This is a genomic window from Burkholderia sp. BCC0419, from assembly GCF_902830285.1.
Classification (GTDB): Bacteria; Pseudomonadota; Gammaproteobacteria; order Burkholderiales; family Burkholderiaceae; genus Burkholderia.
The window spans coordinates 125,604-140,657 of sequence record NZ_CADESR010000012.1 but is presented as its reverse complement, the minus strand read 5'-3'; the positions used below and the strand labels follow the sequence as shown (position 1 = coordinate 140,657).

Annotated in this window: 10 protein-coding genes, 1 pseudogene and 1 riboswitch; of the genes and pseudogenes, 3 read left to right on the top strand and 8 right to left on the bottom strand. The window is 66.8% G+C overall.

What is annotated here, in order from left to right:
- Positions 1–4 precede the first annotated feature (4 nt).
- From HWW87_RS33390 to HWW87_RS33365, 6 genes are all read right to left on the bottom strand, one after another.
- Positions 5–556 carry a TetR-like C-terminal domain-containing protein gene (locus tag HWW87_RS33390; RefSeq protein WP_244107386.1) on the bottom strand — a complete coding sequence of 184 codons (552 nt, stop codon included), beginning with the start codon at positions 554–556 and terminating at the stop codon, positions 5–7.
- Positions 557–684: 128 nt separating this feature from the next.
- Positions 685–2,613, bottom strand: coding sequence for a TonB-dependent receptor (locus tag HWW87_RS33385; RefSeq protein ID WP_175823875.1), 1,929 nt, complete (start codon positions 2,611–2,613; stop codon positions 685–687).
- A gap of 215 nt (positions 2,614–2,828) precedes the next feature.
- A riboswitch (cobalamin riboswitch) is annotated at positions 2,829–3,022 on the bottom strand.
- Between the two features lie 284 nt (positions 3,023–3,306).
- On the bottom strand, positions 3,307–3,555 hold the full coding sequence (locus HWW87_RS33380) for a hypothetical protein (RefSeq protein WP_175823874.1): 249 nt from the start codon (positions 3,553–3,555) through the stop codon (positions 3,307–3,309).
- A gap of 121 nt (positions 3,556–3,676) precedes the next feature.
- On the bottom strand, positions 3,677–4,651 hold the full coding sequence (locus HWW87_RS33375) for a threo-3-hydroxy-L-aspartate ammonia-lyase (protein ID WP_175823873.1): 975 nt from the start codon (positions 4,649–4,651) through the stop codon (positions 3,677–3,679).
- A gap of 66 nt (positions 4,652–4,717) precedes the next feature.
- Positions 4,718–5,356 (bottom strand): PAS domain-containing protein, encoded by a 639-nt coding sequence (locus HWW87_RS33370; RefSeq protein ID WP_089501804.1) that lies wholly within the window; start codon positions 5,354–5,356, stop codon positions 4,718–4,720.
- Entirely contained in the window at positions 5,353–5,874 is a 522-nt protein-coding gene (locus tag HWW87_RS33365) for a YbaK/prolyl-tRNA synthetase associated domain-containing protein (protein ID WP_175823872.1), read from the bottom strand. The genes HWW87_RS33370 and HWW87_RS33365 overlap by 4 nt, the downstream gene beginning before the upstream one ends.
- A gap of 403 nt (positions 5,875–6,277) precedes the next feature.
- Here HWW87_RS33365 and HWW87_RS33360 point away from each other — a divergent pair, with 403 nt between their 5' ends.
- Entirely contained in the window at positions 6,278–7,861 is a 1,584-nt protein-coding gene (locus HWW87_RS33360) for an isocitrate lyase (protein WP_174430823.1), read from the top strand.
- A 71-nt stretch (positions 7,862–7,932) separates the two neighbouring features.
- On the opposite strand, the pseudogene HWW87_RS37585 reads toward HWW87_RS33360, so the two are convergent.
- Positions 7,933–8,140 (bottom strand): annotated as a pseudogene (locus HWW87_RS37585) (hypothetical protein); the annotation flags it as partial.
- A gap of 557 nt (positions 8,141–8,697) precedes the next feature.
- Here HWW87_RS37585 and HWW87_RS33350 point away from each other — a divergent pair.
- The gene (locus HWW87_RS33350) at positions 8,698–10,563 is read left to right on the top strand and encodes a phosphoenolpyruvate carboxykinase (GTP) (RefSeq protein ID WP_175823871.1); all 1,866 of its coding nucleotides are present in this window, start codon (positions 8,698–8,700) and stop codon (positions 10,561–10,563) included.
- Positions 10,564–10,859: 296 nt separating this feature from the next.
- Here HWW87_RS33350 and HWW87_RS33345 read toward each other — a convergent pair whose 3' ends face one another.
- The gene (locus HWW87_RS33345) at positions 10,860–12,524 is read right to left on the bottom strand and encodes an acid phosphatase (protein ID WP_175823870.1); all 1,665 of its coding nucleotides are present in this window, start codon (positions 12,522–12,524) and stop codon (positions 10,860–10,862) included.
- 465 nt (positions 12,525–12,989) lie between these two features.
- Here HWW87_RS33345 and ftsH point away from each other — a divergent pair, with 465 nt between their 5' ends.
- A complete protein-coding gene (gene ftsH, locus HWW87_RS33340; RefSeq protein ID WP_175823869.1) occupies positions 12,990–14,954 on the top strand; it encodes an ATP-dependent zinc metalloprotease FtsH in 1,965 nt (654 codons plus the stop codon).
- Positions 14,955–15,054 lie beyond the last annotated feature (100 nt).

The following is a 15,054-nucleotide window of genomic DNA, read 5'->3' as shown; positions in this document are numbered from 1 at the left end:
TGCGTCATGCGGCCGAAGGCCAGTGGCGCAGCATCACGTCGAGCGCATCGAGGCTGCGCGACCACGACGCGTCGGAATCCGGCGCGCTGTGCGAGAAGCCGCCGGCGCTTTCGAGCGTCACGTAGCCCATGAAGAAGCCGCCGAGCAGGCGGATCGCATGCGCCTGTTCGGTATCGGGCAGGTCGTAGCCGCGCAGCACCGCCGACGTCATCCTGACGAGCTGCCCGCCCGCGCTCGCGGCGGCGCGCTCGGCGCTCACCGGATGGCGCGCGGCCGCGAAGCGACCCGGATGCGCACGCGCGTAGTCGCGATAGACGTTCGCGAGCGCGGCCAGCGCGTCCTTGCCGGTGCGGCCGGCCAGCGCGTCGGTGGCGCGATCGGCCAGCTCCTGCAGCGCGAACAGCGCGATGCGGCTCTTGAGATCGTCGAAGCTCGGGATATGGGAATACAGGCTCGCCAGCTTGACGTCGAAATGTCGCGCGAGCGCCGCGCCGGTGAGCTGCTCGAAGCCGCTTTCATCGGCGAGCTGCGCGCCGGCTTCGACGAGCTTGTCCACGGTAATGCCGGCACGCGCCATGACGAATGCTATGCGGGTTAGTCAAAAAACTAATTCTATTAGTTTTTGCCGCGATGTCAATTTTCCGCGCGTGCCGGTGTGGCGCGTTGCGCCGATGCGCCGGGCCGTCAGAACGTATAGCTGACCTTGCCGAACGCGGTGCGCCCGAGCGTGTTGTAGCCGTACGCGGTCATGTACTGCCGGTCGAACAGGTTCGACAGCGACGCCGACACCGTCAGGTGCGAATTGATCCGGTACGACGCGCGCAGGCTTACCGTCAGGTACGACGCCAGATACTGCCGGTTGGCCGGATCGTCGAAGGTCGAGCCGCCGTACAGCAGCGACGCGCCCGTGCTCAGCGCATGCAGCTTCAGTTCGTCCCACGTGTGGTCGACGTTCAGGCTGACCGTCTGGCGCGGCCGGCGGCTGAGCCAGGTCTGGTTGGTCTCGTCCTGCGGATTCAGGATGCCGACCGCGACGCTCACCGGCGTCGAGCGGCCGATCGTCCCCTTGTACGACAGGTCGATGCCGCGAATGTGCGAACGGCCGATGTTCATCGGCGAGAACGTCGCCGGGTTGTACGCGATCAGGTTGTTGACGCGCGTGTCGTAGATCGCCGCGGTGAACGTGCCGTACGCGGTGTTCGCGTCGAGCGCGGCCTCGACCGACGTGCTGCGTTCCGGGCTGAGGGTCGGGTTGCCGTAGCCGGGGTAGTACAGGTCGTTGAACGTCGGCAGGCGGAATGCATTGCCGTACGACACGCGCGCCGTGTAGACCGGCGTGATCGCCCACGACAGCGCGGCGTTGCCGGTGTTCACCGCTTGCCCGGCGATGATCTCGTGACGGCCGGCGACGAACATCGTCACGCTGCCGAGCGTCGCCGACTGGTGCAGCGAGAACGCGGAATCGTTGCGCGTCGGCACGCCGCCGGAAATGTCGACCGGCAGGAACGCCTGTTCGCGCGTGAAGTCGTAGGCGAGCTTCGATTCGCCCGACAGCGGCAGGCCGAACAGGTGGAATCCGTGCTCCTGATGGGTCAGCGACGTCGACGTGCTGATCCGCTGCGAATTGATCTGATCCGTCGCGAGGGCCGGGTTGTCCGCGTAGATGAACTGGCGGTCGTTCGCATAGCCGAACGACTGGTCGAACTGCGTATCGGGCGTGATGTCGAGATGGAACGCGACGCCGGTCGTCAGTTGATGATCGAGTTCGCGATTGGCGTAGCCGCTGTTGTCGTAGGACAGATCGGAGCGGTGGTACAGCGCGAACGTCGAGATCGACCAGTTGTCGCGCGCATAGCCGAGCCGCGCATCGAGATCCTGCGCGTGATACGGATTGCGGCCGTCTTCGTGGCCGTAGAAGAACGGCCGCGTCGCATCGATGCCGGCCGTGTTGTAGTCGTGCAGCCCGAGCGAATAGGTGAGCCCGCCGAGCGCGGCCAGCGGCCCCGTCGACGGCACCGTGCCCGACGTGCGGAACTGCGTGTCGAACGTCTTGTTCGAGCCGCCGCCGAACGACACGGTGGTCTGGTTCGGCTGGTTGGCGGCGCGGCGCGTGATGAGCTGCACGACGCCGCCCATCGCGTTGTTGCCGAACGACGCGGCGGCCGGGCCGGAGATCACTTCGACGCGCTCGAATGCTTCGGTCGGCAGGTCGGCCCACGGTGCGATGCCGGTGGTCGGCGAGCCGATCCGGATGCCGTCGATGAACACGGCGACCTGGCTCGCCGACGAGCCGCGGATGCTGACCGACGCGGACGAACCCGGCCCGCCGTTCTGCGCGACGGTCACCCCCGGCAGCGTCGCGAGCGCCTGCGTGATACTCGGGTCGGTCGGCGACAGCCGGTCGAGATCCTCGCGCGTGAGCACCTGCGTCGACGCATAGCGCCGGTCGAACGATTCGGGCAGGTGCCGCGTGTCGGTCACGCTGATCGTCGGCAGGTCCGTGTTGTCCGCAGGCGCGGCGGGCTGCGCAAGCGCCGTGTCGCCGGCCGCATGGGCGAGCGGGGAAAGCAGCGCGGTGGCGGCGGAGGTGGCAAGCAGGTGGCGAATGTTCATGAAGCGGCGGGACAAAACGTGTGACGTGTACGGCGATCGTGAGCGGAGGGCGGACAGGGGACGCATGCCGACGGCGTGTCGGTGCGGCGCTTCCGGCCGGGAAGCGGATTCTGGAACGAAGGACATCTGACGGATCCTGAGGTCGGGTCGTCCATGCAACGGGCGGCCGCCAGGGGCGGTGCCTCGCGCATCGGGACACCCCGCCCGGTGCGGCTGCTGGACCTCGGGTCGATGGCAGGTCTCCTGGCTCGCGGGTCGTCATCCGTGCGGGCCTTCCCGGTTTCCCAGTGGCATGCGGTGGCACGGATTCGCCGCTCACAGTTGCGGGGGCAGCCGCAGATTCGAGGCGTTGCCTCTGCTGCGTTCCCTTTTGATCCCATCCCTGGGAACCATCAGCGCGCAAGGGTAATGGCGCGCACTCCGGCGCGTCAATCGTGCGGCCGCGTGGGGATGCAAAAAAACGTCATTGTCCGGCGGCGGATTTCCGGATTCTCTCGTTCTCTGCGGCGGTACTGCGTTTCATGTCTGATGAAACGGGTGGGTTCGAGCGCGTGTCGTCGCGCCGGGCGCGACTGGCTGATTCCGCAACCGGAGACGATCGACGGCTGCGCTGCCGCGGCGCACCGACGATATCCTCGCCGCCCGCGATCCGCCGCGGCCGTCGTTCCGAATGCCGACGGCCGGCGCGTGTCGTTACATATGCGAGCCGCCGTGTGCGCGGCCGCCCGGGTCGCCGCCGCGATCGGGCGGCGTATTGTTCTGATCGATCTTCGCGAGCACGAAGCCGGCGGGCGGCAACGCGGCGGGCGAGCGGTGCATCGCTTGCCCGGCTGCAGGGTGAGGCGACGCGGCGGGAAAACCGGATGACGTCACGCCCGGTTGAGCGAACGCCGACAGGGAAGCGGCCGCCAGGGCGGCGGCGACGATCGCGTGCGTATTCATGGCGACTCCTACACGACTGACTGACTTCAGGACGACGTAATCAGTCTAGGGCGCGAAACTTAACGCGACGTGAAGGCTCGGCGGCGCGCGCATGACGCGGTCTTCATGCGCGCCGCGACGGTCAGGCCGGTGCCGACACCAGCGCGCAGAAGTTCTCGAGATCGACGTTGCCGCCGCTGATCACCACGCCGACGCGCTTGCCCAGCAGCGCGTCCTTCATCCGCCGCGCGGCGGCGAACGACAGGCAGCCGGTCGGCTCGACGACGATCTTCATCCGCGTGGCGAAGAAGCGCATGCAGTCGACGAGTTCCGCGTCCGTCGCGGTCAGGATGTCGTCGATGTCGCGGCGGAGGATCGGGAACGTCAGGTTGCCGAGGTGCTGCGTCTGCGCGCCATCGGCGATCGTGCGCGGCGTGTCGATATGCACGATCGTGCCGGACCGGAACGATTGCTGGGCGTCGTTGCCGGCTTCGGGCTCGACGCCGTACAGCTTCGCATGCGGCGACAGCGCACGCGTGGCGAGCGCGGTGCCCGACAGCAGCCCGCCGCCGCCGAGCGGCGTGAACACCGCGTCGAGCGGGCCGACTTCGTCGAACAGTTCCTTGGCCGCGGTGCCCTGGCCGGCGATCACGTCCGGGTGATCGTAGGGCGGAACCAGCGTGAGCCCGTGCTGTTCCGCGAGCGCGCGCCCGATCTGCTCGCGATCCTCGGTGTAGCGGTCGTAGGTTACGACGTTGCCGCCGTAGCCGCGCGTCGCGGCCATTTTCGCGGCCGGCGCGTCCTGCGGCATCACGATCGTCGCGGGAATGCCGAGGATGCGCGCCGACAGCGCGACCGCCTGCGCATGGTTGCCCGACGAGAACGCGACGACGCCGTGGCGCCGCTGTTCCGCGTTGAAGCGCGACAGCGCGTTGAACGCGCCGCGGAACTTGAAGGCGCCCATGCGCTGCAGGTTCTCGCACTTGAAGAACACCTGCGCGCCGAGCGCGTCATCGATCGTCCGCGACGTCATCACCGGCGTGCGGTGCGCGTGGCCTTCGAGCCGGGCCGCGGCGGCGACGACGTCGTCGTACGTGGGGAGAATCGGAGAGTTCATGGTCGCTCGAGGGTCGAAAAGATCAGTCAACGGGAAACGCAAAACGGCAAAGCCGGGCGCGGCGCGTCACTTCGCATCGTTGTAGACGGTGGCGCGCGAGACGCCGAGATGCTGCGACACGATCTCCATCGCGCGGCGCACCTCGAGGAAGCCGTCGGCCTTCAGCGTCTGCATCAGCTCGCGGCGCTGGTCGGTCTTCAGCTCGCGCGGCGTCGTCGCGAGGCGCGTCGCGAATGCGTCGATGCGCTGCCGGATCGCGTCGGCGCTGGCCGGGTCGAGCGTTTCGACGACGGCTTCGCCGTCCGTGCGGCAGAACTGGTTGAGCATGCCCTGGAAGCCGCGGAACAGCGTGACGTCGGCATTCAGGCACAGCGCGGCCACGTAGCGCCCGGTCGAATCCTTGATGCCGATCGACGTGCTTTTCGCGGTGCGGCCGTCGGCGAAGCGGTTCGGGTAATTCGCGAGCACCTGCGGGAACTCGTCGTCGGCGATGCGGGCGAGGCCGAGTTCGGTCGCGGGATCGCCGACCGCGCGTCCGGACAGGTTGTTGTGGATCGCGAGGATCGCGTGCTCCGGCGTGCGCAGGTCGTGCACGACGACCTCGGTGAACGGCGCGAACATCTCGCCGAGCCCTTCGGCAATGCGCTGCACCTGCTCGATCAGCGACGCCTGCTCCGACGGCAGCGGTTTGCGGTTCGTGCTCATGCGTGCTCCTGGGGGGCGGGCGTGTCAGTCGTTTCCGGCCGCGTGATGTCGGCCAGCAGCGGGCGCGCGATCCGGACATAGTCGGCCGCGTCGAGCACGACCGAGCGGTCGAGGCGGCCCGCGTTGAACGCGATCTCGGCGTTGCGCTCGACCAGCGCCGGATCGACGACGAGCGTCACGTTTGAATCGAACACGAACGGCGGCACGGCGCCCATCACGCAGCGCGTGACGGCGGCCGCGACGTCGGGCGACGCGAGCGTCGCCTTGCGCCGGCCCACCGCATCGGCGACCTTGCGGAAGTCGATCTTCAGGTGGCCGGGAATCACCGCGAGCGCGACGGTGTCGCCGCCATCCTTGAACGTGCAGAGCATCGCCTTCGCGCCCTGTTCGGGGCGTGTGCCGCGCAGCGCGGCGATCGCGTCGGATTTGCCTTCCGCCGGATGCTCGAGCACGCGGAAACGTGCGCCGGATGTATTCAGCAGTTCGCAAAGGGTGTCGAAAACGGGAGAGTCGTTCATGTCGCTCCGGGAGGCAGGCCGACGCGCTGGCGTGCGCGGATCAAAGAATCGTCCAAGTATAGACGTTTCGTCATAGCTGTGACAAAGCGAGGCGGTCGTCGTTGCCCGGGCGTGGTCGAAGCGGGCCCGTTCTTCAGCAGCCGAAAGAACATTTCACATTACGGGATTCGTGCCGAATTCCTGCCGCCGCGTTTTACCGCCGCTTGAAACCGTATTTTGCATCGCAAAAATGCCTGGCTATCTCATTGAAAAACAACAGAAATTTATATCTTATGTCTTATATAAGACTTGGACGAAATCGCGCCGGACAGGATTACTATTGAGTCCATGCAGTTCGCTTCGTCACACGCGGCGGGCACGCTGAATCCTTTACTCAAATGCGCTTCGTTCCCAGGAGATAGACATGTCCCAATATCAAGACGACATCAAGGCAGTGGCTGGTTTGAAGGAAAACCACGGCAGCGCGTGGAATGCCATCAGCCCCGAATATGCCGCCCGCATGCGTGCCCAGAACAAGTTCAAGACCGGCCTGGACATCGCGAAGTACACCGCGAAGATCATGCGCGCCGACATGGCCGCGTACGATGCCGATCCGTCCAAGTACACGCAGTCGCTGGGTTGCTGGCACGGCTTCATCGGCCAGCAAAAGATGATCTCCATCAAGAAGCACTTCAACAGCACCGAACGCCGCTACCTGTACCTGTCGGGCTGGATGGTCGCCGCGCTGCGCTCGGAGTTCGGCCCGCTGCCGGACCAGTCGATGCACGAAAAGACCTCGGTCAGCGCGCTGATCCGCGAACTGTACACGTTCCTGCGCCAGGCCGACGCCCGTGAGCTGGGCGGCCTGTTCCGCGAGCTGGATGCCGCGAAGGACGCCGCCGCCAAGGCCGCGATCCAGCAAAAGATCGACAACCACGTCACGCACGTCGTGCCGATCATCGCCGACATCGACGCGGGTTTCGGCAACGCGGAAGCAACGTACCTGCTGGCCAAGCAATTCATCGAAGCGGGCGCATGCTGCATCCAGATCGAAAACCAGGTGTCGGACGAGAAGCAGTGCGGCCACCAGGACGGCAAGGTCACCGTGCCGCACGAGGACTTCCTCGCAAAGATCCGCGCGATCCGCTACGCGTTCCTGGAACTGGGCGTGGACGACGGCATCATCGTCGCGCGTACCGATTCGCTCGGCGCCGGCCTCACCAAGCAGATCGCCGTGACCAATACGCCGGGCGACCTGGGCGACCAATACAACGCGTTCCTCGATTGCGAAGAACTGTCGGCCGACCAACTGGGCAACGGTGACGTCATCATCAAACGCGACGGCAAGCTGCTGCGTCCGAAGCGCCTGCCGAGCAACCTGTTCCAGTTCCGCGCCGGCACGGGCGAAGCACGTTGCGTGCTGGATTGCGTCACCGCGCTGCAAAACGGCGCCGACCTGCTGTGGATCGAAACCGAAAAACCGCATATCGCGCAGATCGGCGGCATGGTCAGCGAGATCCGCAAGGTGATCCCGAACGCGAAGCTGGTGTACAACAACAGCCCGTCGTTCAACTGGACGCTGAACTTCCGTCAGCAGGCCTACGACGCGATGAAGGCTGAAGGCAAGGACGTGTCGGCTTACGACCGTGCGCAGCTGATGAGCGTCGAATACGACGAAACCGAACTGGCCAAGCTCGCCGACGACAAGATCCGTACGTTCCAGGCCGATGCATCGCGTGAAGCAGGCATCTTCCACCACCTGATCACGCTGCCGACGTACCACACGGCTGCGCTGTCGACCGACAACCTGGCCAAGGAATACTTCGGCGACCAGGGCATGCTCGGCTACGTGGCCGGCGTGCAGCGCAAGGAAATCCGTCAGGGCATCGCCTGCGTGAAGCACCAGAACATGTCCGGCTCGGACATCGGTGACGATCACAAGGAATACTTCAGCGGCGAAGCGGCGCTGAAGGCAGCGGGCAAGGACAACACGATGAATCAGTTCTGATCGTCGTCCGACCCGAAGCACGACGCCAGCCCCTCGGGGCTGGCTTTTTTTTGTCTGCCCAAGCCGGCGCGTTACCCGCGCACGGCCTTCACGACGTACTGGCTCGTCGGCACCCCGTCGATCGTGTCGACATCGATGAAGCGCTCGCAACTGTCCATCATCTCGGCACACGTTGTGCTGGAATTTTGCGTCGTCGCCCACCGCGTCGAAGCATGCCGAAGGGGCGGTCATCGCGGCGATCGGAAGCACGCGTCGACGATTCGCGTCGTAGCCGGGCGCGTATTACCCCGGATTGCCGCGCGCACCGTGATGAGCAGTGGCGGCATCGCGCATTCGATCAGGATGTTTGTGTACGCAACCTAATTCAGGGTTTGCCTGAGTAGCGAAAACGCTAATTCGTGCGGCGCGCGTTCGCGTGGTCGGCACGCACGAGCCGCAGGTTGAAATTGCCGCTCGCGCGAAACCCTTGCGGGGCGGACGTCGCGGCCGTTTCGTCCCCAAAGCGCGCGCGACGACGCCGTAACAAGCACCCGGCCTGCAACGCGCATGCCGGTGCGCGGTCACAGTTGTTTCTTGTTGCAACGCAACGCCGGCCCAATAACGGCGATGGTATGCTGGCCGGCATGGAGTTGTATGGCAGGTTGCATGCATGGCGAAACTCGCGTTCGCACCCTCTAACGAGACTTCACCTTCTCTCGCACGCATCGCGGCATCGACGCGCGCTCCGTTCGCGCGTCTGTCCTGCGTGCCGCATCTTCCTGCGCTCCGCACGCATTCCCCATCTCGCGGGCTCGCCCCGCACCCCCATCCCCGCCCAATAATCTGGAGACATCCCCATGTTGCAAAACACTTTGGCCGAAGCGACACACGGCCCGCTGATCGCTCCGCCGGCTTTCGTCAAACATCGCAAGCTGATCGACTGGGTATCGCGCATCGCGGCGCTCACGGAGCCCGAGCGCGTCGTATGGTGTGACGGTTCGCAGGAAGAATACGATGCGCTGTGCCAGGCGATGGTCGACCAGCGCACGCTCACGCGCCTGAACCCGGCGAAGCGCCCGAACTCGTATCTCGCGCAATCCGATCCGTCGGACGTCGCGCGCGTGGAGGATCGCACGTTCATCTGCGCGGCGTCGCGCGACGACGTCGGCCCGACCAACAACTGGATCGCGCCGGCCGAAATGCGCGAGACGCTCAACGGGCTGTTCCGCGGCTCGATGCGCGGTCGCACGCTGTACGTCGTGCCGTTCTCGATGGGCCCGCTCGGCTCGCCGATCGCGCACGTCGGCGTCGAGTTGTCCGACAGCCCGTACGTCGCGGTGAACATGCGGATCATGACGCGCATGGGGCGCGACGTGTACGACGTGCTCGGCGAGGACGGCGATTTCGTGCCGTGCGTGCACAGCGTCGGGCATCCGCTCGAAGCCGGCCAGCAGGACGTGCCGTGGCCGTGCAACCCGGTCAAGTACATCGTGCACTTCCCGGAAACGCGCGAGATCTGGAGCTTCGGCTCGGGCTACGGCGGCAACGCGCTGCTCGGCAAGAAGTGCTTCGCACTGCGCATCGCGTCGACGATGGGCCGCGATCAGGGCTGGCTCGCCGAACACATGCTGATCCTCGGCGTGACGTCGCCGGCCGGCAAGAAGTATCACGTCGCGGCCGCGTTCCCGTCCGCGTGCGGCAAGACCAACTTCGCGATGCTGATCCCGCCGGAAGGCTTCGACGGCTGGAAGGTCACGACGATCGGCGACGACATCGCGTGGCTGAAGCCGGGCCGCGACGGCCGCCTGTATGCGATCAATCCGGAAGCCGGTTTCTTCGGCGTGGCGCCGGGCACGGGCGTGAAGACCAACCCGAACGCGATCGCCACGCTGAAGGAAAACGTGATCTTCACGAACGTCGCGCTGACGGAGGACGGCGACGTGTGGTGGGAAGGGCTGACCGACACGCCGCCCGCGAAGCTGACCGACTGGCAGGGCAATCCGTGGACGCCCGAGATCGGCAAGGAAACCGGACGCAAGGCCGCGCATCCGAACTCGCGCTTCACCGTGCCGGCTGCGCAGTGCCCATCGATCGACGACGACTGGGAAAACCCGGCCGGCGTGCCGATCGATGCGTTCATCTTCGGCGGCCGCCGCTCGACGACGGTGCCGCTCGTGACCGAGGCGCGCGACTGGGTCGAAGGCGTGTACATGGCCGCGACGATGGGCTCCGAAACGACCGCGGCAGCCGTCGGCCAGCAGGGCATCGTGCGCCGCGATCCGTTCGCGATGCTGCCGTTCTGCGGCTACAACGTCAGCGATTATTTCGCGCACTGGCTCGCACTCGGCAAGCAGCTCGAAGCCGCCGGCGCGACGCTGCCGAGGATCTATTGCGTGAACTGGTTCCGCAAGGATGCGAACGGCAAGTTCGTGTGGCCGGGCTTCGGCGAGAACATGCGCGTGCTGAAGTGGATGCTCGATCGTCTCGAAGGCACCGGCGGTGGCGGCGAGCATGCGTTCGGCGTGTCGCCTGCGTATGAAGACCTGCACTGGGACGGCCTCGATTTCACGCGCGATCAGTTCGATGCGGTGACGTCGATGAACGCAGACGAATGGCGCGAGGAGCTGAAGCTGCATGCGGCGCTGTTCGATACGCTGAAGCTGCGCTTGCCGGCTGAAATGACCGACACGATGAAGAAGATCGAGCAACGTATCGGCGGCTGACGCGCGAAATCGACGTCCGACCTGAAAGCGGTATGAACGTCCCGTCGCCGGTATCCCTCACCGGCGGCGGGACGTTGTCGTTTTCGACATCGATATCGCCAGGATCGGCATCGCGGCGACCGGCGAAACGTCGGAGGAAGTCGAACGTGCCCCGCAGATGCCGGCCGTCTGTCGCGCGCGCCGTGCGCGACGCATTGCGCAGCACCGCTTAGCCTCGCAGGACCTGAAACGAACGACGCCCCGGGCCATCCATCGCACGGCCCGGGGCGTCGTCGTTTCCTGTGATCGACCGGCGGTCAGCCGAGATCGAGCGCGTTCGTCAGGTCGCCCGGCGGCGTCTCACCGCGTGCGGCGAACGCGTTGTTGCGCAGGACCACGCCGTCGAGCGGCGCGAGGCCGTGCACGCGGCTGATGAAGCGCAGGATCGAGTTCGTGTCGTACAGCGTGTGATCGACGAAGCCCTTTTTCGCGAACGGCGAGATCACGAGCGCCGGGATCCGCGAGCCGGGGCCCCAGCGATCGCCGACCGGCGGCGCGACGTGATCCCACCAGCCGCCGTTCTCGTCGTGCGTCATCACGATCACGGTGTTTTCCCATTGCGGCCCGCGCCGGATATGGTCGATCACGGTCGCGATGTGACGGTCGCCCGATTCGATGTCCGCATAGCCCGCATGCATGTTCAGGTTGCCCTGCGGCTTGTAGAACGTGACGGCCGGCAGGCGGCCCGCGTCGATGTCGGCGATGAAGCGGTTGGTCGACGGCTCGTCGCCGAGCCCCGCGTCGCGCAGGTGCTGGCGGCGCGCTTCGGTGCCCGGCGCGTAGTTCACGAAGTAGTTGAACGGCTGGTGGTGGTACTGGAAATCGGGCACCGTGCCCGTGTCGCGATGCTCGAGCGCGTACTGCCACGCGCCGCTGTACCACGCCCAGTCGATGTTCTTTTCCGACAGGCGGTCGCCGATCGTCGCGTAGCCCTGCGGCGGCATCACGCGATGGTCGGCCGGATCCGCATACGCGGCGTTGCCCGGATCGGGCGGCGGCACGTAGCTCGGCTGGTACGGCGGCGCCATCGTGTTCACGCCATAGCCGTCCGGCGTCAGCGGGCCGTCGACCGCGAACTTCGGCGGGCCGTCGAGCGCGGACGCGGGCGAATCGTCGGCGAGCTTCAGGCGCGTGCCGGCCGGGTCGTCGCCTTCGACCTTCGACAGCAGTTTCGCCGCATGCGGATGCTTGTGCGCGTCCGGATACCGCGGCGGCTGCGCGGAGATCAGGAACATGTGGTTCATCCACGACCCGCCGAAGGCCGCCATGAAGAAGTTGTCGCACAGCGTGTATTGCCGCGCGAGATTCCACAGCCGCAGCGTGTCGGCCGAATTGCGGTAATGGCCCATCACGAGGCCGCCCGAATCGGCCCACGCGGCGAACTGGTTGTTGCGGCCGCCCGCGATCTGCATCTGGTTCTGGTAGAAGCGGTGCCACAGGTCGCGCGTGATCACGCCGTTCGGCAGCGGCTGGCCCTGCGCGTCGGTGATCCGGAACGGCGCGTTCGGCAGCTTGTCGATGTCGCGCTCGGCGATCGCGTAGCGCTTGCCGTCCACTTCCTGCGCCTGCGGCACGAGCCCGCCCCAGATCTTCGGCAGCACCGGCAGCGGCGTCTTGCCGTCTCGATCGAGCTGCTGCGCGTGTTCCGGCCGCACTTCGCTCAGCGGATGACGCACGCCCGGGAAATCGCCGTACAGGTTCGCGAAGCTGCGGTTTTCCGCATAGATCACGACGATGTGGCGCACGCGCTGGCGCAACGCTTCGTCGATGCGCAGGTCGGCGGCCGAACGCGGCACGTTGCCCGCGGTGGTTTCGCAGCCGGCGAGCGCGACACCGGCACCGAGCGCGGCGAGGCCGCCGAGCACACGGCGGCGGTCGGGATCGGCGGGCAGGTCGTCGGGGCGATCGGGGGTGTCGTTCACGTCGTGGGCTCCTCGGATGGGCGGGTGGGCGTTGTCGTTCGATGCGCGCCGGCGCCGCGCGGGCTGCCGCGACGCAGGGCGGAATGCAACGGCCGGCAGCGCGCGCGGTGGCGCGATGCGACTGTCACGGAAATGTCATGAACGCGACTATAACGCGGCAAGGGGGCAGATGAAAGCCGTTCGTCGGACGATTCGACTCTCGCACGGCGAGCGGTGCGCGACGCCCGTGCGCGAACTAGACTGGAATCAGGGGCGGCGCGTCGCGGCGTGCCGCCCGGGCGAGGATCGCCCGGCAACGCTGGCGACGGTGTTGCCGGGCGGCATCGATGCGACGAACGACGCGAGACAGCGAGGCGACGATGGTGTGGATGCATGCCGCTTTCGCATGGCGGCCGCCGCGTACCCGTTGCGCGCGCGTGCCGGCGTGAGCGCACGCCGCGCAGCAGATACGGCCGGCCCGATGCCATGGACAAGAAATTCGACTACCCGGGATTGCTGATCGCGGCGGGCTTCTTCGTGCTGTTCGCCGCGCAGTTGCTGATGCTGCACCCGACGTCGACACCGATCGCGTACAGCGATTTCCACCGGCTCGTCGCCGCGCGGCTCGTCGACGATCTCGAGGTCGGCCCTGCGTCGATCTCGGGCGCGCTGAAGATGCCGCAGGCCGGCGCGATGCTGCCGGCGTCCGACGCGGCGGTCGTGCAGCAGGCCGGCACGCCGTGGCGCTTCACGACCAGCCGCGTGACCGACGAACACCTGATCGACACGCTGACCGCCGCCGGCATCCGTTATCACGGCACGCCCGACACCGGCTGGATCACGTCGCTCGCGTCGTGGCTGCTGCCGCTGATGCTGCTCGTGTTCGTGTGGAACATGATGCTGCGCAGGCGCGGCGGGCTGCAGGACTTTACCGGGATGGGCAAGAGCCGCGCGCGCGTGTACGTGCAGCAGGAAACCGGCATCACGTTCGACGACATTGCGGGCATCGACGAAGCGAAGGCCGAACTGCAGCAGCTCGTCGCGTTCCTGCGCAATCCCGATCGCTACCAGCGGCTCGGCGGCAAGATTCCGAAAGGCGTGCTCGTCGTCGGCGCGCCGGGCACGGGCAAGACGCTGCTCGCACGCGCGGTGGCCGGCGAGGCGGCGGTGCCGTTCTTCTCGATCAGCGGCTCGGCGTTCGTCGAGATGTTCGTCGGCGTGGGCGCCGCGCGCGTGCGCGACCTGTTCGAGCAGGCGCAGCAGAAGGCGCCGTGCATCGTGTTCGTCGACGAGCTCGATGCGCTCGGCAAGGTGCGCGGCGTCGGCCCGATGTCGGGCAACGACGAGCGCGAACAGACGCTGAACCAGTTGCTGGTCGAGATGGACGGCTTCCAGGCCGGCTCCGGCGTGATCATCATGGCCGCGACGAACCGGCCCGAGATCCTCGATCCCGCGCTGCTGCGGCCGGGCCGTTTCGACCGTCACATCGCGATCGACCGGCCCGACGTGAACGGCCGCCGCCAGATCCTCGGCGTGCACGTGAAGCGCGTGAAGCTCGCGGCCGAAGTCGACCTCGGCGAGCTCGCGTCGCGCACGCCGGGCTTCGTCGGCGCCGATCTCGCGAACGTCGTCAACGAGGCCGCGCTGCATGCGGCCGAACTCGGCAAGACGGCGATCGGCATGGCCGATTTCGACGAGGCGATCGACCGCGCGCTGACGGGCCTCGAGCGCAAGAGCCGCGTGATGAACGAGCAGGAGAAGCTGACGATTGCGTATCACGAAGCCGGCCATGCGCTCGTCGCGGAAAGCCGCGCGCATTGCGACCCGGTGAAGAAGGTGTCGATCATTCCGCGCGGCGTCGCCGCACTCGGCTACACGCAGCAGGTGCCGACCGAGGATCGCTATGTCCTGCGCCGCAGCGAGCTGCTCGACCGGATCGATGCGCTGCTCGGCGGGCGCGTGGCGGAAGAACTCGTGTTCGCCGATGTGTCGACCGGTGCGCAGAACGATCTCGAACGCGCGACCGCGATGGCGCGCCACATGGTCATGCAGTACGGGATGAGCGAGAAGATCGGGCTTGCGACGTTCGACGACGGCGACGCGCACCCGGGCATGCCCGGCGCATGGCATGCGGGCGATCGCCGCTGTAGCGAGCACATCGCGCGAATGATCGACGAAGAGGTGCGCACGCTGTTGACCGATGCGCATGCGCGCGTGGCGGCGACGCTCGGCGAACGCCGCGACGCGCTCGAACGCATCGCGCGACGGCTGCTGCAATGCGAGGTGCTCGAACGCGATGCGCTGCAGGCGCTGATCGATGGGCGCATCGAACCGTCTTCATCCACTTCGTCGTCGCCGGGCGACGATGCCGGCGCGATCGACACGGAGCAGGCTTCGGCGGTCGAGCGCGATTTCGTCGCGTACGGCCGGCCGCACGAACGCGATCGCTGAAGCCGCTGCGCGAACCGGCGGCCGGCGCGCGTCGATATCCCGACGCCGTGCTTTCTTTTCCTTCTTTCCCGCCACGGATTCGCCATGAGCAGGGCGCACG

Excerpts from the sequence above, each read along its gene's own strand:
- HWW87_RS33365 (WP_175823872.1), bottom strand. The coding sequence starts at position 5,874 with ATGAACGACTCTCCCGTTTTCGACACCCTTTGCGAACTGCTGAATACA.
- HWW87_RS33350 (WP_175823871.1), top strand. The coding sequence starts at position 8,698 with ATGTTGCAAAACACTTTGGCCGAAGCGACACACGGCCCGCTGATCGCT.
- HWW87_RS33385 (WP_175823875.1), bottom strand. The coding sequence starts at position 2,613 with ATGAACATTCGCCACCTGCTTGCCACCTCCGCCGCCACCGCGCTGCTT.
- HWW87_RS33375 (WP_175823873.1), bottom strand. The coding sequence starts at position 4,651 with ATGAACTCTCCGATTCTCCCCACGTACGACGACGTCGTCGCCGCCGCG.
- ftsH (WP_175823869.1), top strand. The coding sequence starts at position 12,990 with ATGGACAAGAAATTCGACTACCCGGGATTGCTGATCGCGGCGGGCTTC.
- HWW87_RS33360 (WP_174430823.1), top strand. The coding sequence starts at position 6,278 with ATGTCCCAATATCAAGACGACATCAAGGCAGTGGCTGGTTTGAAGGAA.
- HWW87_RS33380 (WP_175823874.1), bottom strand. The coding sequence starts at position 3,555 with ATGAATACGCACGCGATCGTCGCCGCCGCCCTGGCGGCCGCTTCCCTG.
- HWW87_RS33370 (WP_089501804.1), bottom strand. The coding sequence starts at position 5,356 with ATGAGCACGAACCGCAAACCGCTGCCGTCGGAGCAGGCGTCGCTGATC.